Raw genomic sequence first — 26,059 nt, 5'->3', positions numbered from 1 at the left:
TCCCGCAGCCTGCCCTCAAGGCTTGGAAAAAAGGCTCTCTTCGGCCTGCACCAAAGCAAAGCGTGGTACCTGTTCGCCGTCAACCTCGACGGACTCCTCGAACATGCTCAAGGGCCTCACCCAAAAGCCGTAATCGCCATACAGGGCTTGATAGAAGACCACTTCTTCCTCGGTCTCGGAATGCCGCGCGATACTGAATACGCGGTACTGCGGACCTTTGTAATGTTGGTAGAGCCCAGGTTGTATCGGCATGCTTTGGCCCTCACTGAAATCTTTTCAAAATAAAAACAAAATCTTTTTTTTACTAAACCCGGAAAAACAAAAACCGGGGCACTTGGCCCCGGCTTCCATCAACGCAACGCTTAGACGCGTTCGAAGACAGTGGCGATGCCCTGGCCGAGGCCAATGCACATGGTGGACACGCCAAAGGTGCCGCCATTCTGCTTCATGACGTTGAGCAGGGTGCCGGAGATACGCGCACCGGAACAACCGAACGGGTGACCCAGGGCGATCGCGCCGCCGTGCAGGTTAACCTTCTCGTTCATCTTGTCGAGCACTTTCAAATCTTTCAACACGGGCAGGGCCTGTGCAGCGAAAGCTTCGTTGAGTTCGAAGAAGTCGATATCGGAAATACTCAGGCCGGCACGCTTCAAAGCTTTCTGCGTCGCTGGCACTGGACCATAGCCCATGATTGCCGGGTCCACACCCGCCACCGCCATCGAACGAATCACGGCCATCGGCTGGATGCCCAGGTCCTGGGCACGCTGGGCCGACATCACGATCATGCATGAGGCGCCGTCGGTGATCTGCGACGAAGTACCGGCCGTCACGGTGCCGCCCTTGGGATTGAATGCCGGCTTGAGGGCCGCCAGGCTTTCCAGGGTGGTTTCCGGACGAATGGTTTCGTCGTAGTCGAACAGCTTCAGGAAGCCATTCTCGTCGTAGCCCTGCATCGGGATGATTTCATCCTTGAACTTGCCTTCCACGGTCGCCTTGTGGGCGAGTTGGTGGGAACGCACGCCGAAGGCGTCCTGCTGTTCGCGAGTGATGCCGTGCATTTTGCCGAGCATCTCCGCGGTCAGGCCCATCATGCCCGAGGCTTTTGCCGCGTACAGCGACATGTGCGGGTTCGGATCGACACCGTGCATCATGCTCACGTGGCCCATGTGCTCGACACCACCGACGACGAACACGTCACCGTTACCGGTCATGATCGCCTGGGCGGCAGTGTGCAGCGCGCTCATGGACGAACCACACAGGCGGCTGACGGTCTGGCCGGCCGCAGTGTGAGGGATCTGGGTCATCAGCGAGGCCATGCGGGCGATGTTCCAGCCCTGCTCCAGGGTCTGGTTCACACAGCCCCAGATCACGTCTTCGACTTCGTTCGGGTCGACCTTGACGTTGCGTTCCAGCAGCTTGCTGATCAGGTGCGCCGACATATCTTCGGCGCGGGTATTGCGGTGCATGCCGCCCTTGGAGCGGCCCATCGGGGTACGACCGAAGTCGACAATCACGACGTCTCTAGGATTCAAGCTCATAAATGTTCTCTCGCTCTAGTCGTTGGGCGCTTAACCGAAGAAGCTCTGGCCGTTCTTGGCCATTTCACGCAGCTTCGCAGTCGGGTGGTACAGCGCGCCCAAATCAGCGTACTGGTCAGCCAGGGCAACGAACTCGGCCACACCGATCGAATCGATGTAGCGCAGCGCACCGCCACGGAATGGAGGGAAACCGATACCGTAGACCAGACCCATGTCGGCTTCGGCGGCGGTTTCGACAATGCCATCTTCCAGGCAACGCACGGTTTCGAGGCACAGCGGGATCATCATCCAGTTGATGATGTCCTCGTCGGTAACGTCGCGCTGCTCATAGACGATCGGCTTGAGCACTTCCAGCACCGACGAATCGGCGACTTTCTTCTGCTTGCCGCGCTTGTCGGTCTCGTAGGCGTAGAAGCCCTTGCCGTTCTTCTGGCCCAGGCGCTTGGCTTCGTAGAGCACGTCGACAGCCGAACGACGGTCATCTTTCATGCGGTCCGGGAAGCCTTCAGCCATTACATCGCGACCGTGGTGACCGGTGTCGATGCCGACCACGTCCATCAGGTACGCCGGGCCCATCGGCCAGCCGAATTTTTCCATGACCTTGTCGATGCGCACAAAGTCCACACCAGCGCTGACCAGCTTGGCGAAACCGCCGAAGTACGGGAACAGCACGCGGTTGACCAAAAAGCCCGGGCAATCGTTGACGACGATCGGGTTCTTGCCCATTTTCTTGGCGTAGGCGACGGTGGTGGCAACGGCCAGTTCGCTGGACTTCTCGCCACGGATCACTTCCACCAGCGGCATCATGTGCACCGGGTTGAAGAAGTGCATGCCGACGAAGTTTTCCGGACGCTTGAGGGCCTTGGCCAGCAGCGAAATGGAAATGGTCGAGGTGTTCGAGGCGAGGATGGTGTCCTCTTTGACCTTGTCTTCGACTTCAGCCAGTACCGCCTGCTTGACCTTCGGGTTCTCGACAACCGCTTCGACCACCAGGTCGACATGGCCGAAATCACCGTAGGACAGGGTTGGGCGAATGCCGTTGAGCACTTCGGCCATCTTCGCAGCAGTCATGCGACCTTTATCGACGCGGCCAACCAGCAGCTTGGCGGCTTCGGCCAGGCCCTGTTCGATGCCGTGTTCGTTGATGTCTTTCATCAGGATCGGCGTGCCTTTGGACGCCGACTGATAGGCGATGCCGCCCCCCATGATGCCGGCGCCGAGTACAGCGGCCTGCTTCACGTCACGGGCGATTTCATCGTAGGCCTTGGCCTTCTTCTTCAGTTCCTGGTCATTGAGGAACAGACCGATCAGGCTTTGCGCAGCCGAGGTCTTGGCCAGCTTGACGAAGCCGGCGGCTTCGACTTCCAGGGCTTTGTCGCGACCAAAGTTCGCGGCTTTCTGGATGGTCTTGATCGCTTCAACCGGTGCCGGGTAGTTCGGCCCGGCCTGGCCTGCAACGAAACCCTTGGCGGTTTCGAAGGCCATCATTTGTTCGATAGCGTTGAGCTTGAGCTTGTCCAGCTTTGGCTGACGCTTGGCCTTGTAGTCGAACTCGCCGCTGATGGCACGCTTGAGCGTTTCAAGGGCCGCTTCCTGGAGTTTGCCAGGCTCGACCACGGCATCCACCGCGCCGATTTTCAGCGCGTCTTCAGCGCGGTTTTCCTTGCCGGCGGCAATCCACTCGATGGCGTTGTCGGCACCGATCAGGCGCGGCAGGCGCACGGTACCGCCGAAGCCTGGGTAGATGCCCAGCTTGACTTCCGGCAGGCCGATCTTGGCCACGGTGGACATGACGCGGTAATCCGCTGCCAGGCACATTTCCAGGCCGCCACCCAGGGCGATGCCGTTGATGGCCACGACGGTCGGTACGTTGAGGTCTTCGAAGTCGCTGAAGATACGGTTGGCTTCGAGGTTGCCAGCGATCAGTTCGGCATCGGGCAGCTTGAAGTTATCGACGAATTCGGTGATGTCGGCGCCGACGATGAAGACGTCCTTGCCGCTGCTGACGATCACACCCTTGATCGAAGCATCTGCCTTGATAGTGTCCACTGCCTGACGCAATTCATTCAGGGTTAGACGATTGAACTTGTTGACGGACTCACCCTTGAGATCGAACTTCAGTTCGACGATGCCACTTTCAAGAGCCTTAACCGTGATGGCTTTACCTTCGTAAATCATCAACTGATCTCCACGATATGGAAGCTGAACAGTACACGTTGAACGCTGACTGCTGGTTCGGCATTGACGTTACCGTCGATGCTACGCCAATCCGCCAGGCACACCCGTCAACGCGATAGTCGGGGTTCTGTAGGAGCGTTCGGATAATACAAACGCTCAATTCATACGCCCGTTTGATTTGGGTACGTCACCTTCACGGAATTTCCGACAATTGTCAATCGCCCTAAACAAGGGGTTTGAACGCGACTTCGCGGTCATTTCCGTACCGCACAGATCCGCAACACGGCGCTGCATGGGTAGTCATTCATAGAATCAATAATTAGAAAAGTCGCCCTAATTACAGGCAAGCCTGACTCAGGCGACTACGCTGTCGGGGGTACGATTGAAATCTTGAGCAAAGGACGTTACGAACGAACGTCCGGATAGGTGTTTTGGTTACCGGCCTGCCTGGCCAACCCGCCCGATGAGACTGTCGGGCTTTTTTACGCCTCAGGCCAGAGCCTTGAGCACATTGGAAATGTCCTGCAAAACACTGGCTTCGCCCTTCTCGCCCCAATACAAGGCGATCATTTGTCGATCGGCTTCGACCTTGTAGACGTTGGCCGGCAATTTTTCGAAATGATTGAGCAACGCCTCATCCTGGCAGACTTCTCGCCACTGGTTGACCCACACCCCCGGCGCAGTCTGCCAATAGCTCCAGACCGCTGGCTCCTTGCCGCGTCGGGGCCGGTGGTACTGCGCGCAGGGGTTTGGCGGCTGCTGGCCGAGCCAGTGCGGCCACTCCTGCGGCGCCAGTTGCATGGCCAGGCCCAGGCGCCGCGCCTCCATGCGCAAGGCCATGCGGCCGCTCTGAACACGGGACGGCCGCAACCATGCCAGGGGGCTTAACACCACCAACAGGATTGACACCACTATCCAGACCGTCATATTCGTACTCCCCGAATTCTGCTGAGCCCATTGACCATTGACCCACGTCGCCGTCAATGCGCTTGAAACCAGCCATACTTACCGTATCGCAATTCCCTGGAGTGCTTTCCATGTACTACGAACACGTTCTGGTTGCCGTCGACCTCACGGAAGAATGCGATCCCGTCGTCAAGCGCGCCCTCGCGCTTTGCGAGGGCCGAGACACCAAGCTATCGCTGGTGCACATCGTCGAGCCGATGGCCATGGCCTTTGGCGGTGACGTGCCAATGGACCTTTCCCAGCTGCAGCAACAGCAATTCGATCAGGCCAAGGAACGCCTTGACCGACTGATCGTGAAATACCCTGCCCTGAAAAAGGAATTCAGCCACCTGACCTACGGCCAACCGCGCCAGGAGATCCATCACCTGGCCAAGGAACAGGGTTGCGACCTGATCGTCGTCGGCAGCCATGGCCGTCACGGCCTGGCCCTGTTGCTGGGCTCGACCGCCAACGATGTATTGCATGGCGCGCCTTGCGATGTATTGGCAGTACACCTGGTCAAGCGCGCCTAAAACCTGTGTGGGAGCGGGCTTGCGTTTTCAAATAGAAATCCCGGCGCTCATCCCTGAGCACCGGGATTCTTCACAGCAGTGGATCAAGCGTCCAGTTCAGCCCAGCGCTCGACCAGTGCATCCAGCTCGGCCTGCAACTGCTCCAGGTGCGCGATCACCTTGGCGGTTTCGGTGGCAGGCCGCTGATAGAAGCCAGCGTCGGCCATGTCGGCCTCCACCGCTGCGATCTGCTTTTCCTTCGCGTCGATATCACCCGGCAATGCTTCCAGCTCGCGCTGCAGCTTGTAGCTGAGCTTTTTCTTGGCCGGTGCCGGGGCCGCAGCAGCGACCGGGGCCGGCTCGGCCTTGACCACGGCCGAGTTCAGGTCAGCCTTGCCGGACTTGCTCTCGGTTACCCCTAAAAGGCGCGGCGAGCCACCCTGGCGCAGCCAGTCCTGATAACCACCGACGTATTCGCGGACCAGGCCTTCGCCTTCGAACACCAGGGTACTGGTGACCACGTTGTCGAGGAATGCCCGGTCGTGGCTGACCATCAGCACGGTGCCGTTGAAGGTCAGCAGCACCTCTTCCAGCAACTCGAGGGTTTCCACATCCAGGTCGTTGGTCGGTTCGTCGAGCACCAGCAGGTTCGCCGGCTTGCTGAACAGTTTGGCCAGCAACAGACGGGCTCGCTCACCACCGGACAACGCCTTGACCGGCGTACGGGCACGCTGGGGGCTGAACAGGAAATCGCCGAGGTAGCTCAGCACGTGGCGGCTCTGACCGTCGATATCGATGAAGTCGCGACCTTCAGCGACGTTGTCGATCACAGTCTTTTCCAGGTCCAACTGATGGCGCAACTGGTCGAAGTAGGCGACGTCGATCTTCGTGCCCTCTTCCACCTTGCCGTTGGTCGGCACCAGGCCGCCGAGCATCAGCTTGAGCAAGGTGGTCTTGCCGGTGCCGTTGGCGCCCAGCAGCCCGATGCGGTCACCGCGCTGCAACACCATGGAAAAGTCCTTGATCAGGAACGGGCCGCCCGGGTGCGCGAAACTCACGTTCTCAAGCACCATTACCTGCTTGCCGGACTTATCAGCGGTATCCAACTGAATGTTGGCCTTGCCGGTGCGTTCGCGACGTTCGCTGCGCTCCATGCGAAGGGCCTTGAGCGCGCGCACACGACCTTCGTTGCGGGTGCGACGAGCCTTGATACCCTGGCGAATCCAGACTTCTTCCTGGGCCAGTTTTTTATCGAACAGCGCGTTGGCGGTTTCTTCCGCCGCCAGCGCCGCTTCCTTGTGCACCAGGAAGCTGGCGTAATCGCCGTTCCAGTCGATCAGGCCGCCGCGGTCCAGTTCGAGGATACGGGTCGCCAGGTTCTGCAGGAAAGAACGGTCGTGGGTGATGAACAGCACCGCGCCCTGGAAGTCCTTCAAGGCTTCTTCAAGCCAGGCGATGGCGCCGATGTCCAGGTGGTTGGTCGGTTCGTCGAGCAGCAGCAGGTCCGGTTCGGACACCAGGGCCTGGGCCAGCAGGACGCGGCGACGCCAGCCGCCGGATAACTCGGCGAGGGTCTTGTCGGCCGGCAGTTGCAGGCGGCTCAGGGTGCTGTCGACCAATTGCTGCAGACGCCAGCCATCACGGGCTTCAAGGTCGTGCTGCACGTGCATCAACTTGTCCAGGTCGGCATCGGTAACGATGTTCTGGCTCAAGTGGTGATACTCGGCCAGCAGCGCGCCGACACCGTCCAGGCCTTCGGCGACCACGTCGAACACGGTCCGCTCGTCGGCCACCGGCAGTTCCTGGGGCAATTCGCCGATTTTCAGGCCTGGGGCGCGCCAGACCGAGCCGTCATCGGGCTTCTGATCGCCCTTGACCAGCTTCATCATGCTGGACTTGCCAGTGCCGTTGCGGCCGATGATGCACACCCGCTCACCACGGGCGATCTGCCAGGACACCTTGTCCAACAACGGCATAGCGCCGAAAGCAAGGGACACATCGCTGAATTTGAGCAGGGTCATGAGCTTCTCCAAAAACCGGGCGCGCATTCTACCTGAGATGAGGCCCCAAGAGTCCGCCAATTTCGCCACTGCAGCACTCTGCACAATAATTGTTGCGAACTTGCACCGACGGCCCTGCAAAGCTTTCGCCGGTTGCTGGCAAAAGGCTAAGCTACAGATAGTTACCCTGGGTTAACCCTTGGGCTTGTCATGTTTTTTCTGCCCGGACGTATCATGCGCAGTCGCCTTTTCAGTGTTTTATCTTGCCTATTTGTATGTGCCACTGCCGTTCAGACCGCCCAGGCAGTGGATATTTCCACACAACGCCAGTATTACGATGAAGCCAAGCGCGCCTTGGCCAAGGGTGATTCCGCCCCCTACTTTCGCTACAGCCAGGCTCTGCGCGATTATCCGCTGGAACCCTACCTGGCCTACGACGAACTGACCGCTCGCCTCAAGAGCGCCAGCAACGCCGAAATCGAGAAATTCCTCGCCGAACACGGTGACCTGCCCCAGGCCAACTGGATGAAGCTGCGCTGGTTGCGCTGGCTGAGCGAGCGCGGCGACTGGGAAACGTTCGTCAAGTATTACGACCCCAAACTCAACTTCACCGAACTGGACTGTCTCAACGCGCAGTACCAGCTCACCCATGGGCTGAAGGCCGAAGGCTACGCCAACACCGAAAAACTGTGGCTCACCGGCAAGTCCCAGCCGCAGGCATGCGATGCGCTGTTCGGCCTGTGGGCATCCCAGGGACAACTGACCGAGCAAAAACGCTGGGAGCGCACCAAACTGGCGGCCCAGGCGCGCAATTACCCGCTGGCCAAGAGCCTGGTCAGCGGCCTGACCACCCTTGCCCCCCGCGGCAGTTTGCTCGTGGACGTCGCGCAGAAACCGGAACTGCTCAACCAACCATCGCGCTTCGCCCCGGCCGATGAACCGATGGCCGATATCGTCAGCCTCGGCCTGCGTCGCCTGGCCCGTCAGGATCCAGAGAAAGCCATGGCGCTGCTGGACGGCTACGCCAGCACCATGCACTTCTCCCGGGATGAAAAAGTCGCGATTGCCCGGGAAATTGGCCTGACCCTGGCCAAGCGCTTCGACAGCCGCGCCCTGGACGTGATGACCAAATACGACCCGGAACTGCGGGACGACACCGTTTCGGAATGGCGCCTGCGCCTGCTGCTGCGCCTGGCCCGCTGGGACGACGCCTATCAGTTGACGCGTCGCTTGCCCGAGTCACTGGCCAGCACCAACCGCTGGCGCTACTGGCAGGCCCGCGCCTTGGAGCTGGCACAGCCGCAAAACCCCGAGGCGCTGACGCTGTACAAGCATCTGGCCCGTGAGCGGGATTTCTATGGTTTCCTGGCTGCCGACCGCTCCCAGTCACCGTACTCGCTCGTCAACAAACCCCTGGTGATGAGCCAGGCGCTGATCAATAAGGTGCGCAACACGCCCGGAATACGTCGGGCGCTGGAATTTCATGCCCGTGGCGACATCGTCGACGGACGCCGCGAGTGGTATCACGTCAGCCGTCATTTCAGCCGGGACGAAATGGTCGCCCAGGCGAAGCTGGCCTATGACCTGAAATGGTATTTTCCGGCCATCCGCACCATCAGCCAGGCCAAGTACTGGGACGACCTGGACATCCGTTTCCCGATGGCCCACCGCGATACCCTGGTGCGCGAAGCGAAGGTCCGTGGCCTGCATTCGAGCTGGGTGTTCGCGATCACCCGCCAGGAAAGCGCCTTCATGGACGACGCCCGCTCCGGCGTCGGCGCCGCTGGCCTGATGCAGTTAATGCCTGGCACCGCCAAGGAAACCGCGCGCAAATTCAGCATCCCCCTGGCTTCGCCACAGCAGGTGTTGAACCCGGACAAAAACATCCAGCTTGGCGCGGCCTACCTGAGCCAGGTCCACAGCCAGTTCAACGGCAACCGCGTCCTGGCCTCGGCGGCCTACAACGCCGGCCCCGGTCGCGTACGCCAGTGGCTGCGCGGCGCCGACCACTTGAGCTTCGACGTCTGGGTCGAAAGCATCCCGTTCGATGAAACCCGCCAATACGTGCAGAACGTGTTGTCATACTCGGTGATCTACGGCCAGAAGCTCAACTCGCCACAACCGCTGGTGGACTGGCATGAGCGCTACTTTGATGATCAGTGAGGGTTAGCGGCAAGCGGCTCCTGAAAGCAAAAATGCCCGTATTGAAAGATACGGGCATTTTTTTGGTCCGTTACTGGACCTTGTAGGAGCGGGCTTGCTCGCGAAGGCGATGTATCAGCCAACGATGATGCTGACTGACAACCGCTTTCGCGAGCAAGCCCGCTCCCACAGGTGTGCGTAGTCCTCAGTCAGTTGCCGGCTCCAGGCCCACATTGAACTGCAACGCCGCCAACCGCGCATACAGCGCATTGCTGGCCACCAGTTCCTGGTGAGTGCCCACGGCTACCACTTTGCCCTGATCCATCACGGCGATCCGGTCGGCGTTTTTCACCGTGGCCAGGCGGTGGGCGATGACCAGGGTGGTGCGGTTTTTCATCAGGCTGGGCAAGGCCTGCTGGATCAGGTGTTCGCTTTGCGCATCGAGGGCACTGGTGGCTTCGTCCAGCAGCAGGATCGGTGCATCCACCAGCAGCGCCCGGGCGATGGCCAGGCGTTGACGCTGGCCGCCGGAAAGCCCGAGGCCCCCGTCGCCCAGGTGGGTCTGGTAGCCGTCGGGCATTTTTTCGATGAAATCGTGGGCATGGGCGATCTGCGCAGCCTCGCGCACCTGCTCGGACGTCGCCTCGGGGTTGCCGTAGCGAATGTTCTCTTCAACCGTGCCAAAAAACAGCGCTGGATTTTGCGAAACCAGGGCGAAATGGCGACGCAGGTCCAGCGGATCGAGCTGCGTCAGCGGCACGTCATCGATGAAGATTTGCCCTTGCACCGGATCGTAGAAACGCAGCAGCAGGTCATACACCGTTGATTTGCCGGCGCCGGAAGGCCCGACCAGGGCGAGGGTTTCGCCAGCGTGGATGGTCAGGTCAAGGCCGTCGACCGCATAGCTTTCCGGCCGGGACGGATAGGAAAAACGCACACCTTCGAGACGCAAATCGCCCCTGACTCGTGCAGGCAATGTCACAAGACCTGCGGCCGGCGGCTGGATGATGTTTTCCGAACGCAGCAACTCGGCAATTCGCTCCGCCGCGCCCGCCGCCCGTTGCAACTCGCCGATCACTTCGCTCAGGGTACCGAAGGCGCTGCCGACGATCAGGCTATAGAACACGAAAGCCGCCAGCTCACCGCCGGAAATCCGCCCGGCGATCACATCCATGCCGCCAACCCAGAGCATCACGCCAACCGCTCCCAGCACCAGCACGATCACCAGGGTGATCAGCCAGGCCCGCTGGGCGATGCGCTTGCGGGCGGTCTCGAAGGCCTGCTCCACCGTCACGGAAAAACGTTGTTCATCCTGGACCTGATGATTGTAAGCCTGCACGGTCTTGATCTGGCCGAGGGTTTCGGAGACGTAACTGCCGACGTCGGCAATGCGGTCCTGGCTCTGACGCGACAGGCTGCGCACCCGGCGGCCGAACACCAGGATCGGCGCCAACACCAACGGCAGGGCAATCACCACGATGCTGGTGAGTTTGGGGTTGGTGATAAACAACAGCACGATGCCGCCCACCACCATCAAGGCGTTGCGCAAAAACAACGACAGCGACGAACCAATCACCGACTGCAGCAGGGTGGTATCGGCGGTCAGGCGCGACTGAATTTCCGAACTGCGGTTGTTCTCGTAGAACCCCGGGTGCAGGTAGACCAAATGGTTGAAGACCTGCCGCCGGATATCCGCCACCACCCGCTCACCGATCCACGACACCAGGTAGAAACGGGAAAATGTACCAATCGCCAGCCCCACCACCAGCACCATGAACAGACCGATGGACTGATTGAGCAAGTGCGGGGAACGGGTCATGAACCCCTGGTCCACCAACAACCGGATGCCTTGCCCCATGGACAAAGTAATACCGGCGGTAACAATCAGCGCCAGCAAAGCGCCGACGACCTGCTTGCGATAAGGTGCGATAAAACCGCTGGCCAGGTGGATAGCCCGGCGCTGTTGGGAAGAAAGCATCAGAAACGTCCGATAATGCAGCAGAAAAAGGCCGATCAGCGACACCGAAGCGCAGCGCAACCATGTTTGAATCAGAATGAGTCAGGTTAAATATGACCACAACGACTAGGGACTAGATGTTATCGGTCTAAAGTCTGGCTGGAAACGCAACTGTGTTTCTGATTGAGTGGAGGTGTCGCCATGAACCTACAAGGAGTGTCATGGCTCGGTCACCTGGCGACATTAAAGTAGGCACACAACCTGATGAGGAGACAGGCCATGTCCTTGCAACACAGCAGCGACGACAAGATTCAAGTAATCCGCACGCAACCGGACCAGTCCCTGGGCTGCTCGTTCATCGATGCCCAAGGGCGCGAAGTTCCGATCACCGAAGACATGATCCAAAAAGCTTGCAGCGAGCTGGAAAAACGACTGGTCAAGCCTGCCGAACAAAAGTGATACAGCCCGTCTTCAATTGAACCCGACCTTGATGTCGGGTTTTTTATGCCTGCTGACTTTGCAGGCCCTTGTAGTGCAGCTCTTGTGGCGAGGGCGCTTGCTCCCTCGCCACAAGAGCACTCCACGATCTAGATGGCGGTGGCGCCCAGCGCGGTGACGATCTGCTGCAAGGTTGGGGACTGTCCTTCGATACGAACCTTCAAGCTGTCGATTTCCCGTCGCGGCGGGTAGTGCTTGCGCAGGGCATCGAAGGCGCTGCGTTGTTCGCTGACTGTTCCCACCAGGCTGCGGCGAAAGTTCGCATCGTCGCCACGAGGGTCGTACACACCACGGCACAACGTCGCCAGGGCCCAGGCCGGGTCGGTTTCGGCATCCAGGGTAATACCACCCAACCAGGGCCGCGGCAGCAAATCGTTGAGGCTGACTTCAACCGGCCGTTCCAGAAAACCGCATAAGGCCTCGTAGATCTGCGCCGTGCCACGCTGACGGCCATCGAGGCTGTAACCGGCTATGTGGGGAGTGGCGATCACGCACAGGTCAGCCAGGTCGACGTCCACGGTCGGCTCCTGCTCCCAGACATCCAGCACCGCTTGCAGGTCTTCGCGCTCCAGCAGCACCTCGCGCAGCGCCGCATTATCGATCACCGGCCCGCGAGCAGCGTTGATCAGCCAGGTGCCGGGTTTGAGCTGGTTCAAACGCGCTTCGTCGAACAGGTGCCAGGTCGGTTGCTCACCGTCGCGGGTCAACGGGGTGTGCAGGCTGATGACGTCGCACTGCTCGATGATCTGCTCCAGGCTTACATAGTCGCCTCCTTCGGCGGCCTGACGCGGCGGATCGCAGACCTTCACGGCCCAGCCAAGCCCCTTTAGCACCTCGATCAAGCGTCCGCCCACCTGGCCTGCGCCGACCACGCCAAAGGTGCGCTGCTTAAGCTGCGCGCCTTCGATTTCAGCCAGGGTCATCAGGCTGCCCAGCACATAGTCCACCACCCCACGGGCATTGCAGCCCGGCGCGCTGGCCCAGCGGATGCCGGCCTCGGCGAAATAATCCAGGTCCAGGTGATCGGTGCCGATGGTGCAAGTGCCGACGAAGCGCACTTTGCTGCCTTCCAGCAATGCCCGATTGACCTGGCTGACCGAGCGCACCAGCAACACATCGGCCTGTTCGACCATCGTCCGGTCGATGCCCCGCCCCGGTACCCGGCGGATTTCGCCGAAACCTTGGAAAAACGCATCAAGCAGGGGGATGTTTTCGTCAGCGACGATCAGCATGGCAGAGCTCCTTTGGCGGGGTTGGCAGTGTAGGCGTTCCCGTAAGTCCGTGCATTAACGGGAGCGAACGATGCTGTGGCCAAGGGATTACCCCGCTCTTGTGGGAGCAAAGCTTGCTCGCGATGCAGGCGCCTCGGTTCCTTGGGAGACCGCGTCATCTTCATCGCGGGCAAGCCTTGCTCCCACGGGTGCTCGCAAACTGAAAAAGCGATTACAAATCCCCAACACAGGTTTTTTCCTGACCACTGTGTCAAGGCGTAGAATGCGCCGCCTTGCGCTTAATCTTTTCGGACGCTTGCCCTGTGAATCCTGTGATCGACACCCCGACTCCCCTCTCCCGCCCGGCCCGGGTTCGCCGGGAGTTCAAGACACTGCTGGCCCTGGCGCTGCCGATCATGGTGGCGCAACTGGCGACCACCGCCATGGGCTTTGTCGATGCGGTGATGGCCGGGCGTGTCGGCCCGCGGGACCTGGCAGCAGTGGCGTTGGGCAACTCGATCTGGGTGCCGGTGTTCCTGCTGATGACCGGCACACTGCTGGCTACCACGCCGAAAGTCGCCCAGCGCTTCGGCGCCGGTACGTTCGACCAGATCGGCCCGTTGGTGCGCCAGGCGCTGTGGCTGGCATTGGTGGTGGGGTTGACTGCAACGCTGGCGCTGTTCAGCGCCGAGCCGATCCTGCACGTCATGAATGTGGACCCCGAATTGATCGGCCCGTGCATGGAATACCTGCGCGGCATCGGCACCGGCCTGCCGGCGGTGGCGCTGTATCACGTACTGCGTTGCTTCAGCGACGGCCTGGGTCGGACCCGCCCGGCCATGGTGTTGGGCTTGTGCGGGCTGGCGCTGAACATCCCGCTCAATTACATCTTCATTTACGGGCACCTCGGCGTACCGGCCATGGGCGGCGTCGGGTGCGGCTGGGCTACCGCCATCGTGATGTGGGTCATGGCCCTGGGCATGGCCGGTTGGGCCCGCTGGGCGCCAGCCTATCAGTCAAGCCGCTTGTTCGCTCGTTTTGACTGGCCGCAATGGGCGGTCATCAAGCGCTTGCTGGGCATCGGCCTGCCGATTGGCATCGCAGTGTTTGCCGAGTCGAGCATTTTTGCAGTGATCGCCCTGCTGATCGGCAGCCTCGGCGCCACGGTGGTGGCCGGGCACCAGATCGCGCTGAACTTCAGCTCCCTGGTGTTCATGATCCCCTACTCCCTGGGCATGGCTGTGACGGTGCGGGTTGGCCAGACGCTCGGCCGCGGCCTGCCCCGTGAAGCGCGCTTCGCCGCAGGCGTGGGCATGGGCAGCGCTTTGGCCTACGCCTGCCTGTCGGCGAGCCTGATGTTCGCGCTGCGCGGGCCCATTGCCGCGATCTACACCGCCGATCCGGTGGTGATCAACGTGGCATCGATGCTGATCGTCTACGCGGCGCTGTTTCAGTTTTCCGATGCGATCCAGGTCACGGCGGCGGGCGCGTTGCGCGGCTACCAGGACACTCGGGTGACGATGATCCTGACCTTGTTCGCCTACTGGGGCATTGGCCTGCCAGTGGGTTACGCCCTGGGCCTGACCGACTGGCTCGGCGCACCCAGCGGCCCGAGCGGGTTGTGGCAAGGCCTGATCGTGGGCTTGAGCTGCGCGGCGCTGATGCTGTCGATCCGCCTGGCCCGCAGCGCACGCAAGCAGAACCGCATCAGCCGCACGGTGGGTTAAGCGAGTTTCTTGCGGATCCAGTAGAGGTAGGTGCCGGCTTCCTCCTGCTGGGCCACCAGCTCGTGGTCGAGGAACACGCAAAACTTGGGGATGTCGCGACGGGTCGAGGGGTCGGTGGCAATCACCTTCAGCAACCCACCGGGCGCCAGGTCGCGAATGTGCTGGTGCAGCATCATCACCGGTTCCGGGCAATTGAGACCGGTGGCATCCAGTGTGCCGTCGACCGGCGTATCGTTCATTTCACTCATGTTCTACTCCTGAAACTGGCCGGCATTGTCGCGCAATGTCGGCGCTCGGTCACCTCTGGCTTAACACCGTATCCTGTGGGAGCGGGCTTGCTCGCGAAGGCGATCTGCCTGTTATTCAAATGTTAACTGACCCACCGCTTTCGCGAGCAAGCCCGCTCCCACAAGCAAATCTCATTGCCTTTGAGCGCTAGCGGGACTTGGGTTTCCTGGTATCCAACCGCCGCAGATGGCAGGTCACTTCCTCACGGTCGTGGTACAGCTGCTTGCAGCCGATCTCGACCTTGATACCCCGGGCCTTGAAACCGTCGGCGATGCGTTCGAGCAGGCGTTTGACTTCGGCATAGCGCTGTTTCATCGGCAGCTTGAGATTGACCACCGCCTCGCGACAATGCCCTTCGCCAATCCACTCTTCGAGCATCGCCGCATTGCGCGCCGGTTTCTCGACGATGTCGCAGACCATCCAGTCCACCGGCTGCTTGGGCTTGAACGTAAAACCGTCCGCCATCAGGTGCTGAACCAGGCCGGTGTCCATCAGGCTTTCAGCCATCGGGCCGTTGTCGATAGCGGTCACCAGCATGCCCCGGTTGACCAACTGCCAGGTCCAGCCGCCTGGCGCCGCACCGAGGTCCACACCGGTCATGTCGCTGTGCAGGCGCTCGTCCCACTGGTCCCGGGGGATGAAATGGTGCCAGGCCTCTTCGAGCTTTAGGGTGGAACGGCTCGGCGCTTCCCGGGGGAATTTCAGGCGGGGAATGCCCATGGGCCACATCGCCGAGTTATCGGATTCCGCCAGCCCCAGGAACACTTCGCGGCCACTCTTGAAGGTCAGCAGCAGGCGCGGCTTGTGCGGGTCGTCCACCAGCTTGCCGGCGCCGACCAGTGCCTTGCGCAAGGGGCCTTCGAACTTTTTGCAGAAGTTCGACAGTTCCTTGCCGTCATTGGTGTCCACCACTTCCAGCCACAGGCTGCCGCAGGTCGGGAACTGCGCCATGTGGGCCAGGATAACGCTGATGCGATCCGTTTCCGGCAAGTCGATGAAGGTGCCGCGCGCCCACTGGCGCGGAAAAATCAGTTCGGCGAAACGCTGGCCGCCCATCAGCCGCGCGGCACCGTCGTCTTCGGTGCAGACAAATTCAGCGCAGGCACTGGCCGGTTTGGCCTTGGCGTAGCCGGCCACATTGAGCCGGGCGGCGTGCTCGGCGATCTCGGAACAGACCTCGCCTTCGAAGCCTGGTCGGCAGTGCATGAAAAGCGTGTTCATTGAAACTCCGTAGCAAAGCCTGTCACGAAAACCGCCGCATGATAGCGGACTTCGGAACCCCGAACCTGCCCATAGAGTCCAGTGATTAGTCATACGCTCAAAACAGGGCTAGGTTAAAGGCTCTGTCCGTCCCGTCAGTCCGTAGCCGTGCGGACTCAAAGGAGTCATTTCAATGCCGTCCCTCGATAGCCTGAAAACCCTCAAAACGCTGCAAGTCGACGCCAGGACCTACCATTACTTCAGTCTGCCGGACGCCGCCCGAAGCCTGGGCGACCTGGACAAGCTGCCGATGTCGCTCAAAGTGCTGCTGGAAAACCTGCTGCGCTGGGAAGATGAAAAAACCGTCACCGGCACCGACCTCAAGGCCCTGGCCGGTTGGCTGAAAGAACGTCGTTCCGACCGCGAGATTCAATACCGTCCGGCACGGGTATTAATGCAAGACTTCACTGGTGTCCCCGCCGTGGTCGACCTAGCCGCCATGCGCGCCGCCATGGAAAAGGCCGGCGGAGATCCCCAGCGAATCAACCCGCTGTCGCCGGTGGACCTGGTGATTGACCACTCGGTGATGGTGGACAAGTTCGCCAGCAGCCAGGCATTCGAACAGAACGTCGACATCGAAATGCAGCGCAACGGCGAACGCTACGCCTTCCTGCGTTGGGGCCAAAGCGCCTTCGACAACTTCAGTGTGGTGCCGCCGGGCACCGGCATCTGCCACCAGGTCAACCTCGAATACCTGGGCCGCACCGTGTGGACCCGCGAAGAAGACGGTCGCACCTACGCGTTCCCGGATACCCTGGTGGGCACCGACTCCCACACCACCATGATCAATGGCCTCGGTGTGCTGGGTTGGGGGGTCGGCGGGATCGAAGCGGAAGCGGCGATGCTCGGCCAGCCGGTGTCGATGCTCATTCCCGAGGTCATCGGCTTCAAGCTCACCGGCAAGCTGCGCGAAGGCATCACCGCCACTGACCTGGTGCTGACGGTCACGCAGATGCTGCGTAAAAAAGGTGTGGTGGGGAAATTCGTCGAGTTCTATGGCGATGGCCTTGCCGACCTGCCCCTGGCCGACCGCGCCACCATCGCCAATATGGCCCCGGAATACGGCGCCACCTGTGGCTTCTTCCCGGTAGACGATGTGACCCTGGACTACCTGCGCCTGTCCGGGCGGCCGGCGGAAACGGTGAAACTGGTAGAGGCCTATTGCAAAGCCCAGGGCCTGTGGCGCTTGCCCGGCCAGGAACCGGTGTTCACCGACACCCTGGAGCTGGACATGGGCAGCGTCGAGGCCAGTCTCGCCGGGCCGAAACGCCCTCAGGACCGTGTCTCGCTGCCGAATGTCGGCCAGGCCTTCAGTGACTTCCTGGGGCTGCAAGTCAAACCCACCAGCAAAGAAGAAGGACGCCTGGAAAGCGAGGGCGGCGGTGGGGTCGCGGTGGGCAACGCCGATCAGGTGGGGGAAACCGAGTACGAATTCGAAGGCCATACCCATCGCCTGAAAAACGGCGCGGTGGTGATCGCCGCCATCACTTCCTGCACCAACACCTCCAACCCCAGCGTGATGATGGCCGCCGGGCTGCTGGCGAAAAAAGCCGTGGAAAAAGGCCTGACCCGCAAGCCTTGGGTCAAGAGCTCCCTGGCGCCGGGCTCCAAGGTGGTTACCGATTACTACAAGGCCGCCGGCCTGACCGAGTACCTGGACAAACTGGGATTCGCCCTGGTGGGCTACGGTTGCACGACGTGCATCGGTAACTCCGGACCGTTGCCGGAGCCGATCGAAAAAGCCATCCAGAAGGCCGATCTGACCGTGGCCTCGGTATTGTCGGGCAACCGCAACTTCGAAGGCCGGGTGCATCCGCTGGTGAAGACCAACTGGTTGGCCTCGCCGCCGCTGGTGGTCGCCTATGCCCTGGCCGGCACGGTGCGTATCGATATCAGCAGCGAGCCGCTGGGCAACGACCGGGACGGCAACCCGGTGTATCTGCGGGACATTTGGCCCAGCAGCCGGGAAGTGGCCGAGGCCGTGGCCCAGGTGAACACCAGCATGTTCCACAAGGAATACGCCGCCGTGTTTGCCGGTGACGAGCAATGGCAGGCCATCGAGGTGCCGCAAGCGGCGACTTACGTCTGGCAGGCCGACTCGACCTACATCCAGCACCCACCGTTCTTCGACGACATCGGCGGGCCGCCACCGGCCGTCAAGAATGTCGAGGGCGCCCGGGTACTGGCCCTGCTGGGGGACTCGGTGACCACCGACCACATCTCCCCCGCCGGCAACATCAAGACCGACAGTCCGGCCGGCCGCTATTTGCGCGAACAGGGTGTCGAGCCGCGAGACTTCAACTCCTACGGTTCAAGGCGCGGCAACCACCAGGTGATGATGCGCGGCACCTTTGCCAATATCCGCATTCGCAACGAAATGCTTGGCGGCGAAGAAGGCGGCAATACGATCTACATCCCCACGGGCGAAAGAATGCCAATCTACGACGCCGCCATGTTGTACCAGGCCATGGGCACGCCACTGGTGGTGATTGCCGGCCAGGAATATGGCACCGGTTCGAGCCGGGACTGGGCGGCCAAGGGCACGAACCTGCTGGGCGTAAAAGCGGTGATCGCCGAAAGCTTCGAGCGCATCCATCGTTCCAACCTGGTGGGGATGGGCGTACTACCGTTGCAGTTCAAGCTCGATCAGAATCGCAAGAGCCTGAACCTCACGGGCAAGGAAACCCTCGACATCCTGGGGCTCAATGACGTCGAACTGACACCGCGCATGAACCTGCCCGTGGTCATCACCCGGGAAGACGGGCGCCAGGAGCGGATTGAAGTACTGTGTCGAATCGATACCTTGAATGAAGTGGAATACTTCAAGGCCGGAGGAATCCTGCATTACGTCCTACGGCAATTGATTACAGGTTAAAAAGACCCGTCCTACAAAAACACCGCCGCTTAAAGGCGGTGTTTTTGTATGAGCCTGCCTATAATCCCGCCGGCTCTGCCTGCCCGACCCGCCACACCGGTTCCTCAGTCTCAAAAGGATGTGATATGCCTGCCCTACCCTGGCCGTACCTGGCGCTCCTCTCCATCGGCTATGTCTCGGCTTTGGCCTACGGCCAACTGGCCTGGACCGCAGGCATCTCAGTCGCGTTATTGCTATTTGCCGGGTATGCGGTTCGCCAGGAGCAAACGCTGGTTGGCCGGTTTCTCGGACATATCCTTTTCCTGGTAATGGCCCTGGCGCTGGCGCTGCACTGGATGCCGGGCTTTTTCAACGGGCGGGCGATCCCGGCGCAACGCTTGACCGCTGATGCCGTGCGGTTCGCCATGTACTTGAATCAGGACAAGCCGCTGATCGGTTTCTGGCTGCTACTGGCCTGCCCGTGGATCGTTGGTCGACGCTCGTTGCGTTTGTCGATCTATGCCACGGCCCTGGGCCTGGCGTTCAGCACGGTGCTGGCCCTCGGCGGAGCGATGCTCCTGGGCATGATCCACTGGGCACCGAAGTGGCCGGACCACGCCTGGCTGTGGGTGCTTAATAATCTTTTATTGGTGACGTTAGTGGAGGAGGCGCTGTTTCGTGGCTACATTCAGGGAGGCCTGAGCCGGCGCTTCAAACATTTGACCCATGGCGACAACCTGGCGCTGCTGCTGGCCTCGCTGCTGTTCGGCCTGGTGCACATCGGCGCGGGCTGGCAATGGGTGCTGCTGTCGGGCCTGGCAGGGGTCGGTTACGGCCTCGCTTATCGTTTTGGCGGCCTGGGCGCCGCGATTACCACCCATTTCGGCCTCAATCTGCTTCATTTCGCCCTATTTACCTACCCGATGCTGGCGTGATAGCGACAGGTAAAAATAGCCTCAATTAAAACCTGACGGCGCCGACAACCTTTCAAAGCCTTGCGGATCTATACACACCATGCGTAACAATCAACCTGTCACACAACGCGAAAGGACCTTCCCGGCCCAGCAACGATTGATTTCCACCACCGACGCCAAGGGTGTAATCACCTACTGCAACGACGCGTTCGTTGAAATCAGTGGGTATACGAAGGAAGAATTGATCCGTTCGCCGCACAACCTGGTGCGTCATCCCGATGTTCCCCCAGCCGTGTTCGCGCATATGTGGGGCACGTTGAAACAAGGCTTGCCATGGATGGGCATCGTCAAGAACCGCAGCAAGAACGGTGACCATTACTGGGTCAACGCCTATGTCACCCCCGTGTTCGAAGGCAACCAGGTCGTCGGCTACGAGTCGGTGCGGGTCAAACCCACCGCCGAACAGATCGCTCGGGCCGAAGCACTCTATCGACGCATCAACCAAGGCAAGGCCGCGGTCCCGGGCAGCGACAAATGGGTGCCGATACTGCAGGACTGGCTGCCGTTTATCCTGGTCAGCCAATTGAGCTTCGTCGTGGGCGCGTTCCTCAACTCCTCCTGGGGCTTTGCCCTGGCGGCCGCGCTGTCAGTGCCCCTGGGGCTGATGGGCCTGCAATGGCAACAACGCGGGATCAAGCGCCTGCTGCGCCTGGCCGAGCAAACCACCTCCGATCCACTGATTGCCCAGATGTATACCGATAGCCGTGGCGCCCAGGCGCGCCTGGAGATGTCGATCCTCAGCCAGGAAGCTCGCCTGAAAACCTGCCTGACCCGCCTGCAGGACACCGCTGAGCACCTCAATGATCAGGCGCGCCAGTCCAACACCCTGGCCCACAACAGTTCCAGCGGCCTGGAACGCCAGCGAGTGGAAACCGAACAGGTCGCCACCGCGGTCAACCAGATGGCCGCGACCACCCAGGAAGTCGCCAGCCATGTGCAGCGCACCGCCGACGCCACCCAGGAAGCCAATCGCCTGACCAGTCGCGGCCGCGACATCGCAGGCGAAACCCGTGAAGCCATCGAGCGCCTGTCGGTGGTGGTCGGCGAGACCGGCCAGACCGTGACTCAACTGGCCAAGGACAGCGACGAGATCGGTGGCGTGGTCGATGTGATCAAAGGCATCGCCGACCAGACCAACCTGCTGGCCCTCAATGCCGCCATCGAAGCGGCCCGTGCCGGGGAAATGGGGCGTGGCTTTGCCGTAGTGGCCGATGAAGTGCGGCAACTGGCGCAACGCACCAGCGAATCCACCGGGCAGATCCATGCCCTGATCGCCAAGCTCCAGCAAACCGCGACCAATGCCGTGCAGACCATGGAGGCCGGCCACCGCCAGGCCGAAGAAGGCGTGGCGCGGGTCATGGAAGCGGACGCGGCGCTGGTGGGAATCAGCGAAGCAGTGGCCAACATCACCGACATGACCACACAGATCGCTGCCGCTACCGAAGAGCAGAGTTCGGTGGCCGAGGAGATCAGCCGCAACATCAGCAACATTTCGGAACTGGCCGACCAGACCTCGGGCCAGGCCCACAGCTCGGCGTTGCTCAGCGAAGAATTGACCCGCACGGCCAATACGCAGTATTCGTTGGTGGAGCGGTTTAACCGCTGAGAGATGCCTGTTCAATAAAAAACCGGGAAGGTGATACTTCCCGGTTTTTTATTGCCAATTCAAAAGTGGTGTCGCGTTATGAACCGTCTTCGCGAGCAAGCCCGCTCCCACAGGGGATTGCAGTTGCTCCTGCAAACGCATTTCAAAATGTGGGAGCGGGCCTGCTCGCGAAGAGGCCGGGACAGGCGCTATCAATCCTGAAGAAGAAACGCCGCCACCTTGCCCGCCGCCGCCTCCAGATGCTGCTCATGACTAAACCCCGAAGCCTTCAACGGCTTCAGATCATGATCCCCTGCCGCCAGCCACATCACCTCGATGCTTGGTGACAAGGCATATCCCTGCACTGCCTCACGATTGCCCAGCGCATCGCGCTCGCCCTGGACGATCAAGGTTCGGGTCTTCAACGCCGCCAGGTGTTCGACCCGCGGTTTCTCCGGTTTGCCCACCGCATAGAAGGGATAGCCCAGGCACACCAGCGCATCGCTGCCCAACTCATCGGCGAGCAAACTCGCCATGCGTCCGCCCATGGACTTGCCGCCGATAGCCAGCCGCCCAGCGACATAAGGCCGCACCGTGGCGTAAACCTCACGCCAGCACTCCAGCAGCTTCGGTGCCGGGTTGGGTGGGCGCTTGCCCCCATCCAGGCGCCGCTGGGCCATGTAGGGAAACTCGAAACGCAACACGTTGACGCCATGCGCGGCAAGGCGCGCAGCCATTTCTTCCATGAAGCCGCTGTCCATCGGCGCACCGGCACCATGGGCCAGGACCAGGGTCGGCGCCTTGGCGCTGGCAACCGCTTGTCCGGCTGTCCATAGCCAGCCGTGTTCGGCCACACATCGCGCCCATTGATCCCCGTCAATACTGGCCTTGTGCTGTTTGTCCATGCTGATCTCGCTTTTAGTCTGCCTATAACTCCAGGCGAAGAACGCCGCACTGCCTTGCGCAGGCGCTCACTTCGGCTGAACCGTGGATGGGGAACCATGAACACTTCTATCAGTACCGCCTACAACTACAAGGTGGTCCGCCAATTCGCCATTATGACGGTGGTGTGGGGCATCGTCGGCATGGGCCTCGGGGTTTTTCTCGCGGCCCAATTGGTCTGGCCACAGCTCAACTTCGATTTGCCCTGGACCAGCTTTGGCCGTCTGCGCCCGCTGCACACCAACGCAGTGATCTTCGCCTTCGGCGGCTGCGCCCTGTTCGCCAGTTCGTTCTACTCGGTGCAACGCACCTGCCAGACCCAGCTGTTCGCGCCGAAAATCGCCGCGTTCTGCTTCTGGGGCTGGCAACTGGTGATCCTGCTGGCGGCCATCAGCCTGCCACTGGGCTACACCAGTTCCAAGGAATACGCCGAACTGGAATGGCCGATCGATATCTTGATCACCATCGTCTGGGTTGCCTACGCCATCGTGTTCTTCGGCACCGTGGCCAAGCGCAACACCAAGCACATATACGTCGGTAACTGGTTCTTCGGCGGGTTCATCCTGACCGTGGCGATCCTGCACATCGTCAACAACCTGGAACTGCCAGTGAGCTTCACCAAGTCCTACTCGGTGTACGCCGGGGCTACCGATGCGATGGTGCAATGGTGGTACGGCCACAACGCCGTGGGCTTTTTCCTCACCGCAGGCTTCCTGGGGATGATGTACTACTTCGTGCCGAAACAGGCCGAGCGCCCGGTGTATTCCTATCGCTTGTCCATCGTGCACTTCTGGGCGCTGATCACCCTGTACATCTGGGCAGGTCCCCACCACCTGCACTACACCGCGCTGCCGGACTGGGCACAGTCGTTGGGCATGGTGATGTCGCTGATCCTGCTGGCGCCAAGCTGGGGCGGCATGATCAACGGCATGATGACCCTCTCGGGTGCCTGGCATAAATTGCGCAGTGACCCGATCCTGCGCTTCCTCGTCGTGTCCCTGGCGTTCTACGGCATGTCGACCTTCGAAGGTCCGATGATGGCCATCAAGACCGTCAACGCCCTCTCCCACTACACCGACTGGACCATCGGCCACGTCCATGCTGGCGCGCTGGGCTGGGTCGCGATGATCTCCATCGGGGCGCTCTACCACATGATCCCGAAAGTCTTCGGCCGGCCACAGATGCACAGCATCGGCCTGATCAACGCGCACTTCTGGCTCGCGACCATCGGCACCGTGCTGTACATCGCCTCCATGTGGGTCAACGGCATCGCCCAGGGCCTGATGTGGCGCGCGGTGAACGAGGACGGCACGCTCACCTACTCCTTCGTCGAAACCCTGGTGGCCAGCCACCCCGGCTTCGTCGTACGGCTGGCAGGCGGGGCGATCTTCCTCCTCGGCATGCTGCTGATGGCCTACAACACCTGGCGCACCGTGCGGGCCTACCAGCCTGCCGAAGCCGCCGCTGCCGCGCAGATGGCCTGAGGAGTCCACCATGAAACACGAAACAATCGAAAAAAACGTCGGCCTGCTGATGCTGCTGATGGTGTTGGCCGTGAGCATTGGCGGCCTGACTCAGATCGTGCCGCTGTTCTTCCAGGACGTGACCAATAAACCGGTGGACGGCATGAAGCCCTACACCGCCTTGCAACTGGAAGGCCGCGACATCTACATCCGCGAAGGTTGCGTCGGTTGCCATTCGCAGATGATCCGTCCGTTCCGCGCCGAGACCGAACGCTACGGCCACTATTCGGTGGCGGGCGAAAGCGTCTGGGACCACCCGTTCCTGTGGGGCTCCAAGCGTACCGGGCCGGACCTGGCACGGGTCGGCGCGCGCTACTCCGATGACTGGCACCGCGCCCACTTGTACAACCCGCGCAACGTCGTGCCCGAGTCGAAAATGCCGGCCTACCCATGGCTGGTGACCCAAGCGGTGGACAGCAGCCATACCGAAGGCAAGCTGCGCGCCATGCGCACCCTGGGCGTGCCGTATACCGACGACGACATCACCGGCAGCGTGGCCTCGCTCAAGGGCAAGACCGAAATGGATGCGCTGGTGGCGTACCTGCAAGTGCTCGGCACTGCCATCAAGAGCAAGAGGTGAGCCATGGTTCTTGAAATGAGTACAGGAATGATCCGCGGCCTGGGCACGGTCGTGGTGTTCGTGGCCTTCATCGGCCTGACCCTCTGGGTATTCAGCAGCAAACGCGGCCCGGAATTCGCCCAGGCGCGCCTGCTGCCGTTCGCCGACGAGCCGCCCGCCGACCTCGCCACCCCCCAAGACCCTGCAACAAGGAGTACCCGGCCATGACCACCTTCTGGAGTACGTGGATCTGCGTACTGACCATCGGCAGCCTGATCGGCCTGACCTGGCTGCTGATCGGCACCCGCAAGGGCGAGACCAAGGGCAGCGTCGACCAGACCATGGGCCACAGCTTCGATGGCATCGAGGAGTACGACAACCCACTGCCGCAGTGGTGGTTCCTGTTGTTCGCCGGCACCCTGGTGTTTTCCGTCGGCTACCTGGTCCTCTATCCGGGCCTGGGCAACTGGAAAGGCATCCTGCCAGGCTACGAGAATGGTTGGACCGGCGCCCATGAATGGGAAAAGGAAATGGCCAAGGCCGACGCCAAGTTCGGCCCGATCTTCGCCAAATTCGCCGCCATGCCAGTGGAAGAAGTTGCCAAGGACCCACAGGCCTTGAAGATGGGCGGCCGCCTGTTCGCCTCCAACTGCTCGGTCTGCCACGGCTCGGACGCCAAGGGCGCCTTCGGCTTCCCGAACCTGGCCGACAGCAACTGGCGCTGGGGCGGCACTGCCGACACCATCAAGACCACCATCATGGGCGGCCGCATGGCGGCAATGCCGGCCTGGGGCGAAGTGTTGGGGGAAGCCGGGGTCAAGAACGTGGCGGCGTATGTGCGTCACGACCTGGCCGGCCTGCCTCTGCCAGCGGACAGCGGCGCCGACCTGCAAGCCGGCCAGCAGGCATTCAACACCACCTGCGTGGCTTGCCACGGCGCCAACGGCCAGGGCACCGAAGCCATGGGGGCGCCGAACCTGACGCAACCGGCCGGCTTCATCTACGGCACCAGCCTGGCACAGTTGCAGCAGACCATTCGCCATGGCCGCCAAGGCCATATGCCGGCGCAAAATGAACTGCTCGGCAATGACAAAGTGCAACTGCTGGCCGCCTACGTCTACAGCCTGTCCCACACCGCCGGCGCCGAACGCCTGCAAGCTGAAAGTAAAAGCGAATAAATCCTGACCACACGAACAGCCGCATCCATCCGGATGCGGCGGTTCCGTGCCCCTGCGCGACGCATTGTCGCACCCTTCCATAGTCTGCCTTTCGGTTCTCCCTAATCGGGTCTAAGCTTGCCTCTGCGTGCACTGGCGATTGCCGGTTTCAGGTCGACCCGACCCGATGTGTTCGACAATCCGTTCGG

21 protein-coding genes are annotated in these 26,059 nt (G+C 61.3%); 11 read left to right on the top strand and 10 right to left on the bottom strand.

Annotated features, from left to right (window positions below; genetic code table 11):
* Window positions 1-15: 15 nt before the first annotated feature.
* From EPZ47_RS09490 to EPZ47_RS09475, 4 genes are all read right to left on the bottom strand, one after another.
* Window positions 16-252 (bottom strand): DUF1653 domain-containing protein, encoded by a 237-nt coding sequence (locus tag EPZ47_RS09490; RefSeq protein WP_135844527.1) that lies wholly within the window; start codon window positions 250-252, stop codon window positions 16-18.
* 110 nt (window positions 253-362) lie between these two features.
* Complete coding sequence (gene fadA / locus EPZ47_RS09485) at window positions 363-1,538, bottom strand: acetyl-CoA C-acyltransferase FadA (RefSeq protein WP_025212747.1); 1,176 nt, start codon at window positions 1,536-1,538, stop codon at window positions 363-365.
* Between the two features lie 30 nt (window positions 1,539-1,568).
* On the bottom strand, window positions 1,569-3,716 hold the full coding sequence (fadB, locus tag EPZ47_RS09480; RefSeq protein ID WP_135844526.1) for a fatty acid oxidation complex subunit alpha FadB: 2,148 nt from the start codon (window positions 3,714-3,716) through the stop codon (window positions 1,569-1,571).
* A gap of 489 nt (window positions 3,717-4,205) precedes the next feature.
* The gene (locus EPZ47_RS09475) at window positions 4,206-4,643 is read right to left on the bottom strand and encodes a hypothetical protein (protein ID WP_135844525.1); all 438 of its coding nucleotides are present in this window, start codon (window positions 4,641-4,643) and stop codon (window positions 4,206-4,208) included.
* Between the two features lie 110 nt (window positions 4,644-4,753).
* On the opposite strand from EPZ47_RS09475, the gene EPZ47_RS09470 reads away from it, so the two are divergent.
* Window positions 4,754-5,194, top strand: coding sequence for a universal stress protein (locus EPZ47_RS09470; RefSeq protein ID WP_135844524.1), 441 nt, complete (start codon window positions 4,754-4,756; stop codon window positions 5,192-5,194).
* Between the two features lie 83 nt (window positions 5,195-5,277).
* Here the strand turns inward: EPZ47_RS09470 and EPZ47_RS09465 are convergent, their stop codons facing one another.
* Entirely contained in the window at window positions 5,278-7,194 is a 1,917-nt protein-coding gene (locus EPZ47_RS09465; protein WP_135844523.1) for an ATP-binding cassette domain-containing protein, read from the bottom strand.
* 213 nt (window positions 7,195-7,407) lie between these two features.
* Between EPZ47_RS09465 and EPZ47_RS09460 the strand changes: the two genes are divergently transcribed.
* Complete coding sequence (locus EPZ47_RS09460) at window positions 7,408-9,336, top strand: transglycosylase SLT domain-containing protein (protein ID WP_135844522.1); 1,929 nt, start codon at window positions 7,408-7,410, stop codon at window positions 9,334-9,336.
* A gap of 184 nt (window positions 9,337-9,520) precedes the next feature.
* Here the strand turns inward: EPZ47_RS09460 and EPZ47_RS09455 are convergent, their stop codons facing one another.
* A complete protein-coding gene (locus EPZ47_RS09455) occupies window positions 9,521-11,293 on the bottom strand; it encodes an ABC transporter transmembrane domain-containing protein (protein ID WP_135844521.1) in 1,773 nt (590 codons plus the stop codon).
* A gap of 258 nt (window positions 11,294-11,551) precedes the next feature.
* Here EPZ47_RS09455 and EPZ47_RS09450 point away from each other — a divergent pair, with 258 nt between their 5' ends.
* Window positions 11,552-11,731 carry a PA1571 family protein gene (locus EPZ47_RS09450; protein ID WP_003199629.1) on the top strand — a complete coding sequence of 60 codons (180 nt, stop codon included), beginning with the start codon at window positions 11,552-11,554 and terminating at the stop codon, window positions 11,729-11,731.
* 128 nt (window positions 11,732-11,859) lie between these two features.
* Here EPZ47_RS09450 and pdxB read toward each other — a convergent pair whose 3' ends face one another.
* Entirely contained in the window at window positions 11,860-13,002 is a 1,143-nt protein-coding gene (gene pdxB / locus EPZ47_RS09445; protein WP_135844520.1) for a 4-phosphoerythronate dehydrogenase PdxB, read from the bottom strand.
* A gap of 302 nt (window positions 13,003-13,304) precedes the next feature.
* On the opposite strand from pdxB, the gene EPZ47_RS09440 reads away from it, so the two are divergent.
* Window positions 13,305-14,708, top strand: coding sequence for an MATE family efflux transporter (locus EPZ47_RS09440; RefSeq protein WP_135844519.1), 1,404 nt, complete (start codon window positions 13,305-13,307; stop codon window positions 14,706-14,708).
* On the opposite strand, the gene tusA is transcribed toward EPZ47_RS09440, so the two are convergent.
* Window positions 14,705-14,956 (bottom strand): sulfurtransferase TusA, encoded by a 252-nt coding sequence (gene tusA, locus EPZ47_RS09435; protein ID WP_003183455.1) that lies wholly within the window; start codon window positions 14,954-14,956, stop codon window positions 14,705-14,707. The genes EPZ47_RS09440 and tusA overlap by 4 nt on opposite strands.
* Window positions 14,957-15,143: 187 nt before the next feature.
* Complete coding sequence (rlmM, locus tag EPZ47_RS09430; RefSeq protein ID WP_135844518.1) at window positions 15,144-16,217, bottom strand: 23S rRNA (cytidine(2498)-2'-O)-methyltransferase RlmM; 1,074 nt, start codon at window positions 16,215-16,217, stop codon at window positions 15,144-15,146.
* Window positions 16,218-16,389: 172 nt separating this feature from the next.
* Between rlmM and acnA the strand changes: the two genes are divergently transcribed.
* From acnA to EPZ47_RS09415, 3 genes are all read left to right on the top strand, one after another.
* The gene (gene acnA, locus EPZ47_RS09425; RefSeq protein ID WP_135844517.1) at window positions 16,390-19,131 is read left to right on the top strand and encodes an aconitate hydratase AcnA; all 2,742 of its coding nucleotides are present in this window, start codon (window positions 16,390-16,392) and stop codon (window positions 19,129-19,131) included.
* Window positions 19,132-19,256: 125 nt separating this feature from the next.
* Window positions 19,257-20,045, top strand: a complete 789-nt coding sequence (locus tag EPZ47_RS09420; RefSeq protein ID WP_135844516.1) for a CPBP family intramembrane glutamic endopeptidase — start codon at window positions 19,257-19,259, stop codon at window positions 20,043-20,045.
* A 79-nt stretch (window positions 20,046-20,124) separates the two neighbouring features.
* Window positions 20,125-21,690: a methyl-accepting chemotaxis protein gene (locus EPZ47_RS09415; protein WP_135844515.1), complete on the top strand. Its 1,566-nt coding sequence runs from the start codon at window positions 20,125-20,127 to the stop codon at window positions 21,688-21,690.
* 191 nt (window positions 21,691-21,881) lie between these two features.
* Here EPZ47_RS09415 and EPZ47_RS09410 read toward each other — a convergent pair whose 3' ends face one another.
* On the bottom strand, window positions 21,882-22,574 hold the full coding sequence (locus tag EPZ47_RS09410; RefSeq protein WP_135844514.1) for an alpha/beta family hydrolase: 693 nt from the start codon (window positions 22,572-22,574) through the stop codon (window positions 21,882-21,884).
* Window positions 22,575-22,670: 96 nt separating this feature from the next.
* Here EPZ47_RS09410 and ccoN point away from each other — a divergent pair, with 96 nt between their 5' ends.
* From ccoN to ccoP, 4 genes are read left to right on the top strand one after another with little or no spacing between them, the layout of a single operon-like run.
* Window positions 22,671-24,095, top strand: coding sequence for a cytochrome-c oxidase, cbb3-type subunit I (gene ccoN / locus EPZ47_RS09405; RefSeq protein WP_014339375.1), 1,425 nt, complete (start codon window positions 22,671-22,673; stop codon window positions 24,093-24,095).
* A gap of 10 nt (window positions 24,096-24,105) precedes the next feature.
* Entirely contained in the window at window positions 24,106-24,714 is a 609-nt protein-coding gene (gene ccoO, locus EPZ47_RS09400) for a cytochrome-c oxidase, cbb3-type subunit II (protein ID WP_014339376.1), read from the top strand.
* A gap of 3 nt (window positions 24,715-24,717) precedes the next feature.
* On the top strand, window positions 24,718-24,921 hold the full coding sequence (locus EPZ47_RS09395) for a cbb3-type cytochrome oxidase subunit 3 (protein ID WP_135844513.1): 204 nt from the start codon (window positions 24,718-24,720) through the stop codon (window positions 24,919-24,921).
* Window positions 24,918-25,871 carry a cytochrome-c oxidase, cbb3-type subunit III gene (gene ccoP / locus EPZ47_RS09390; protein WP_135844512.1) on the top strand — a complete coding sequence of 318 codons (954 nt, stop codon included), beginning with the start codon at window positions 24,918-24,920 and terminating at the stop codon, window positions 25,869-25,871. The genes EPZ47_RS09395 and ccoP overlap by 4 nt, the downstream gene beginning before the upstream one ends.
* Window positions 25,872-26,059: the final 188 nt, after the last annotated feature.

This window comes from Pseudomonas viciae, from assembly GCF_004786035.1.
Taxonomy (GTDB): domain Bacteria; phylum Pseudomonadota; class Gammaproteobacteria; order Pseudomonadales; family Pseudomonadaceae; genus Aquipseudomonas; species Aquipseudomonas viciae.
Note: the sequence above shows the minus strand (reverse complement) of the source record. Positions and strands in the feature narration are given on the sequence as shown.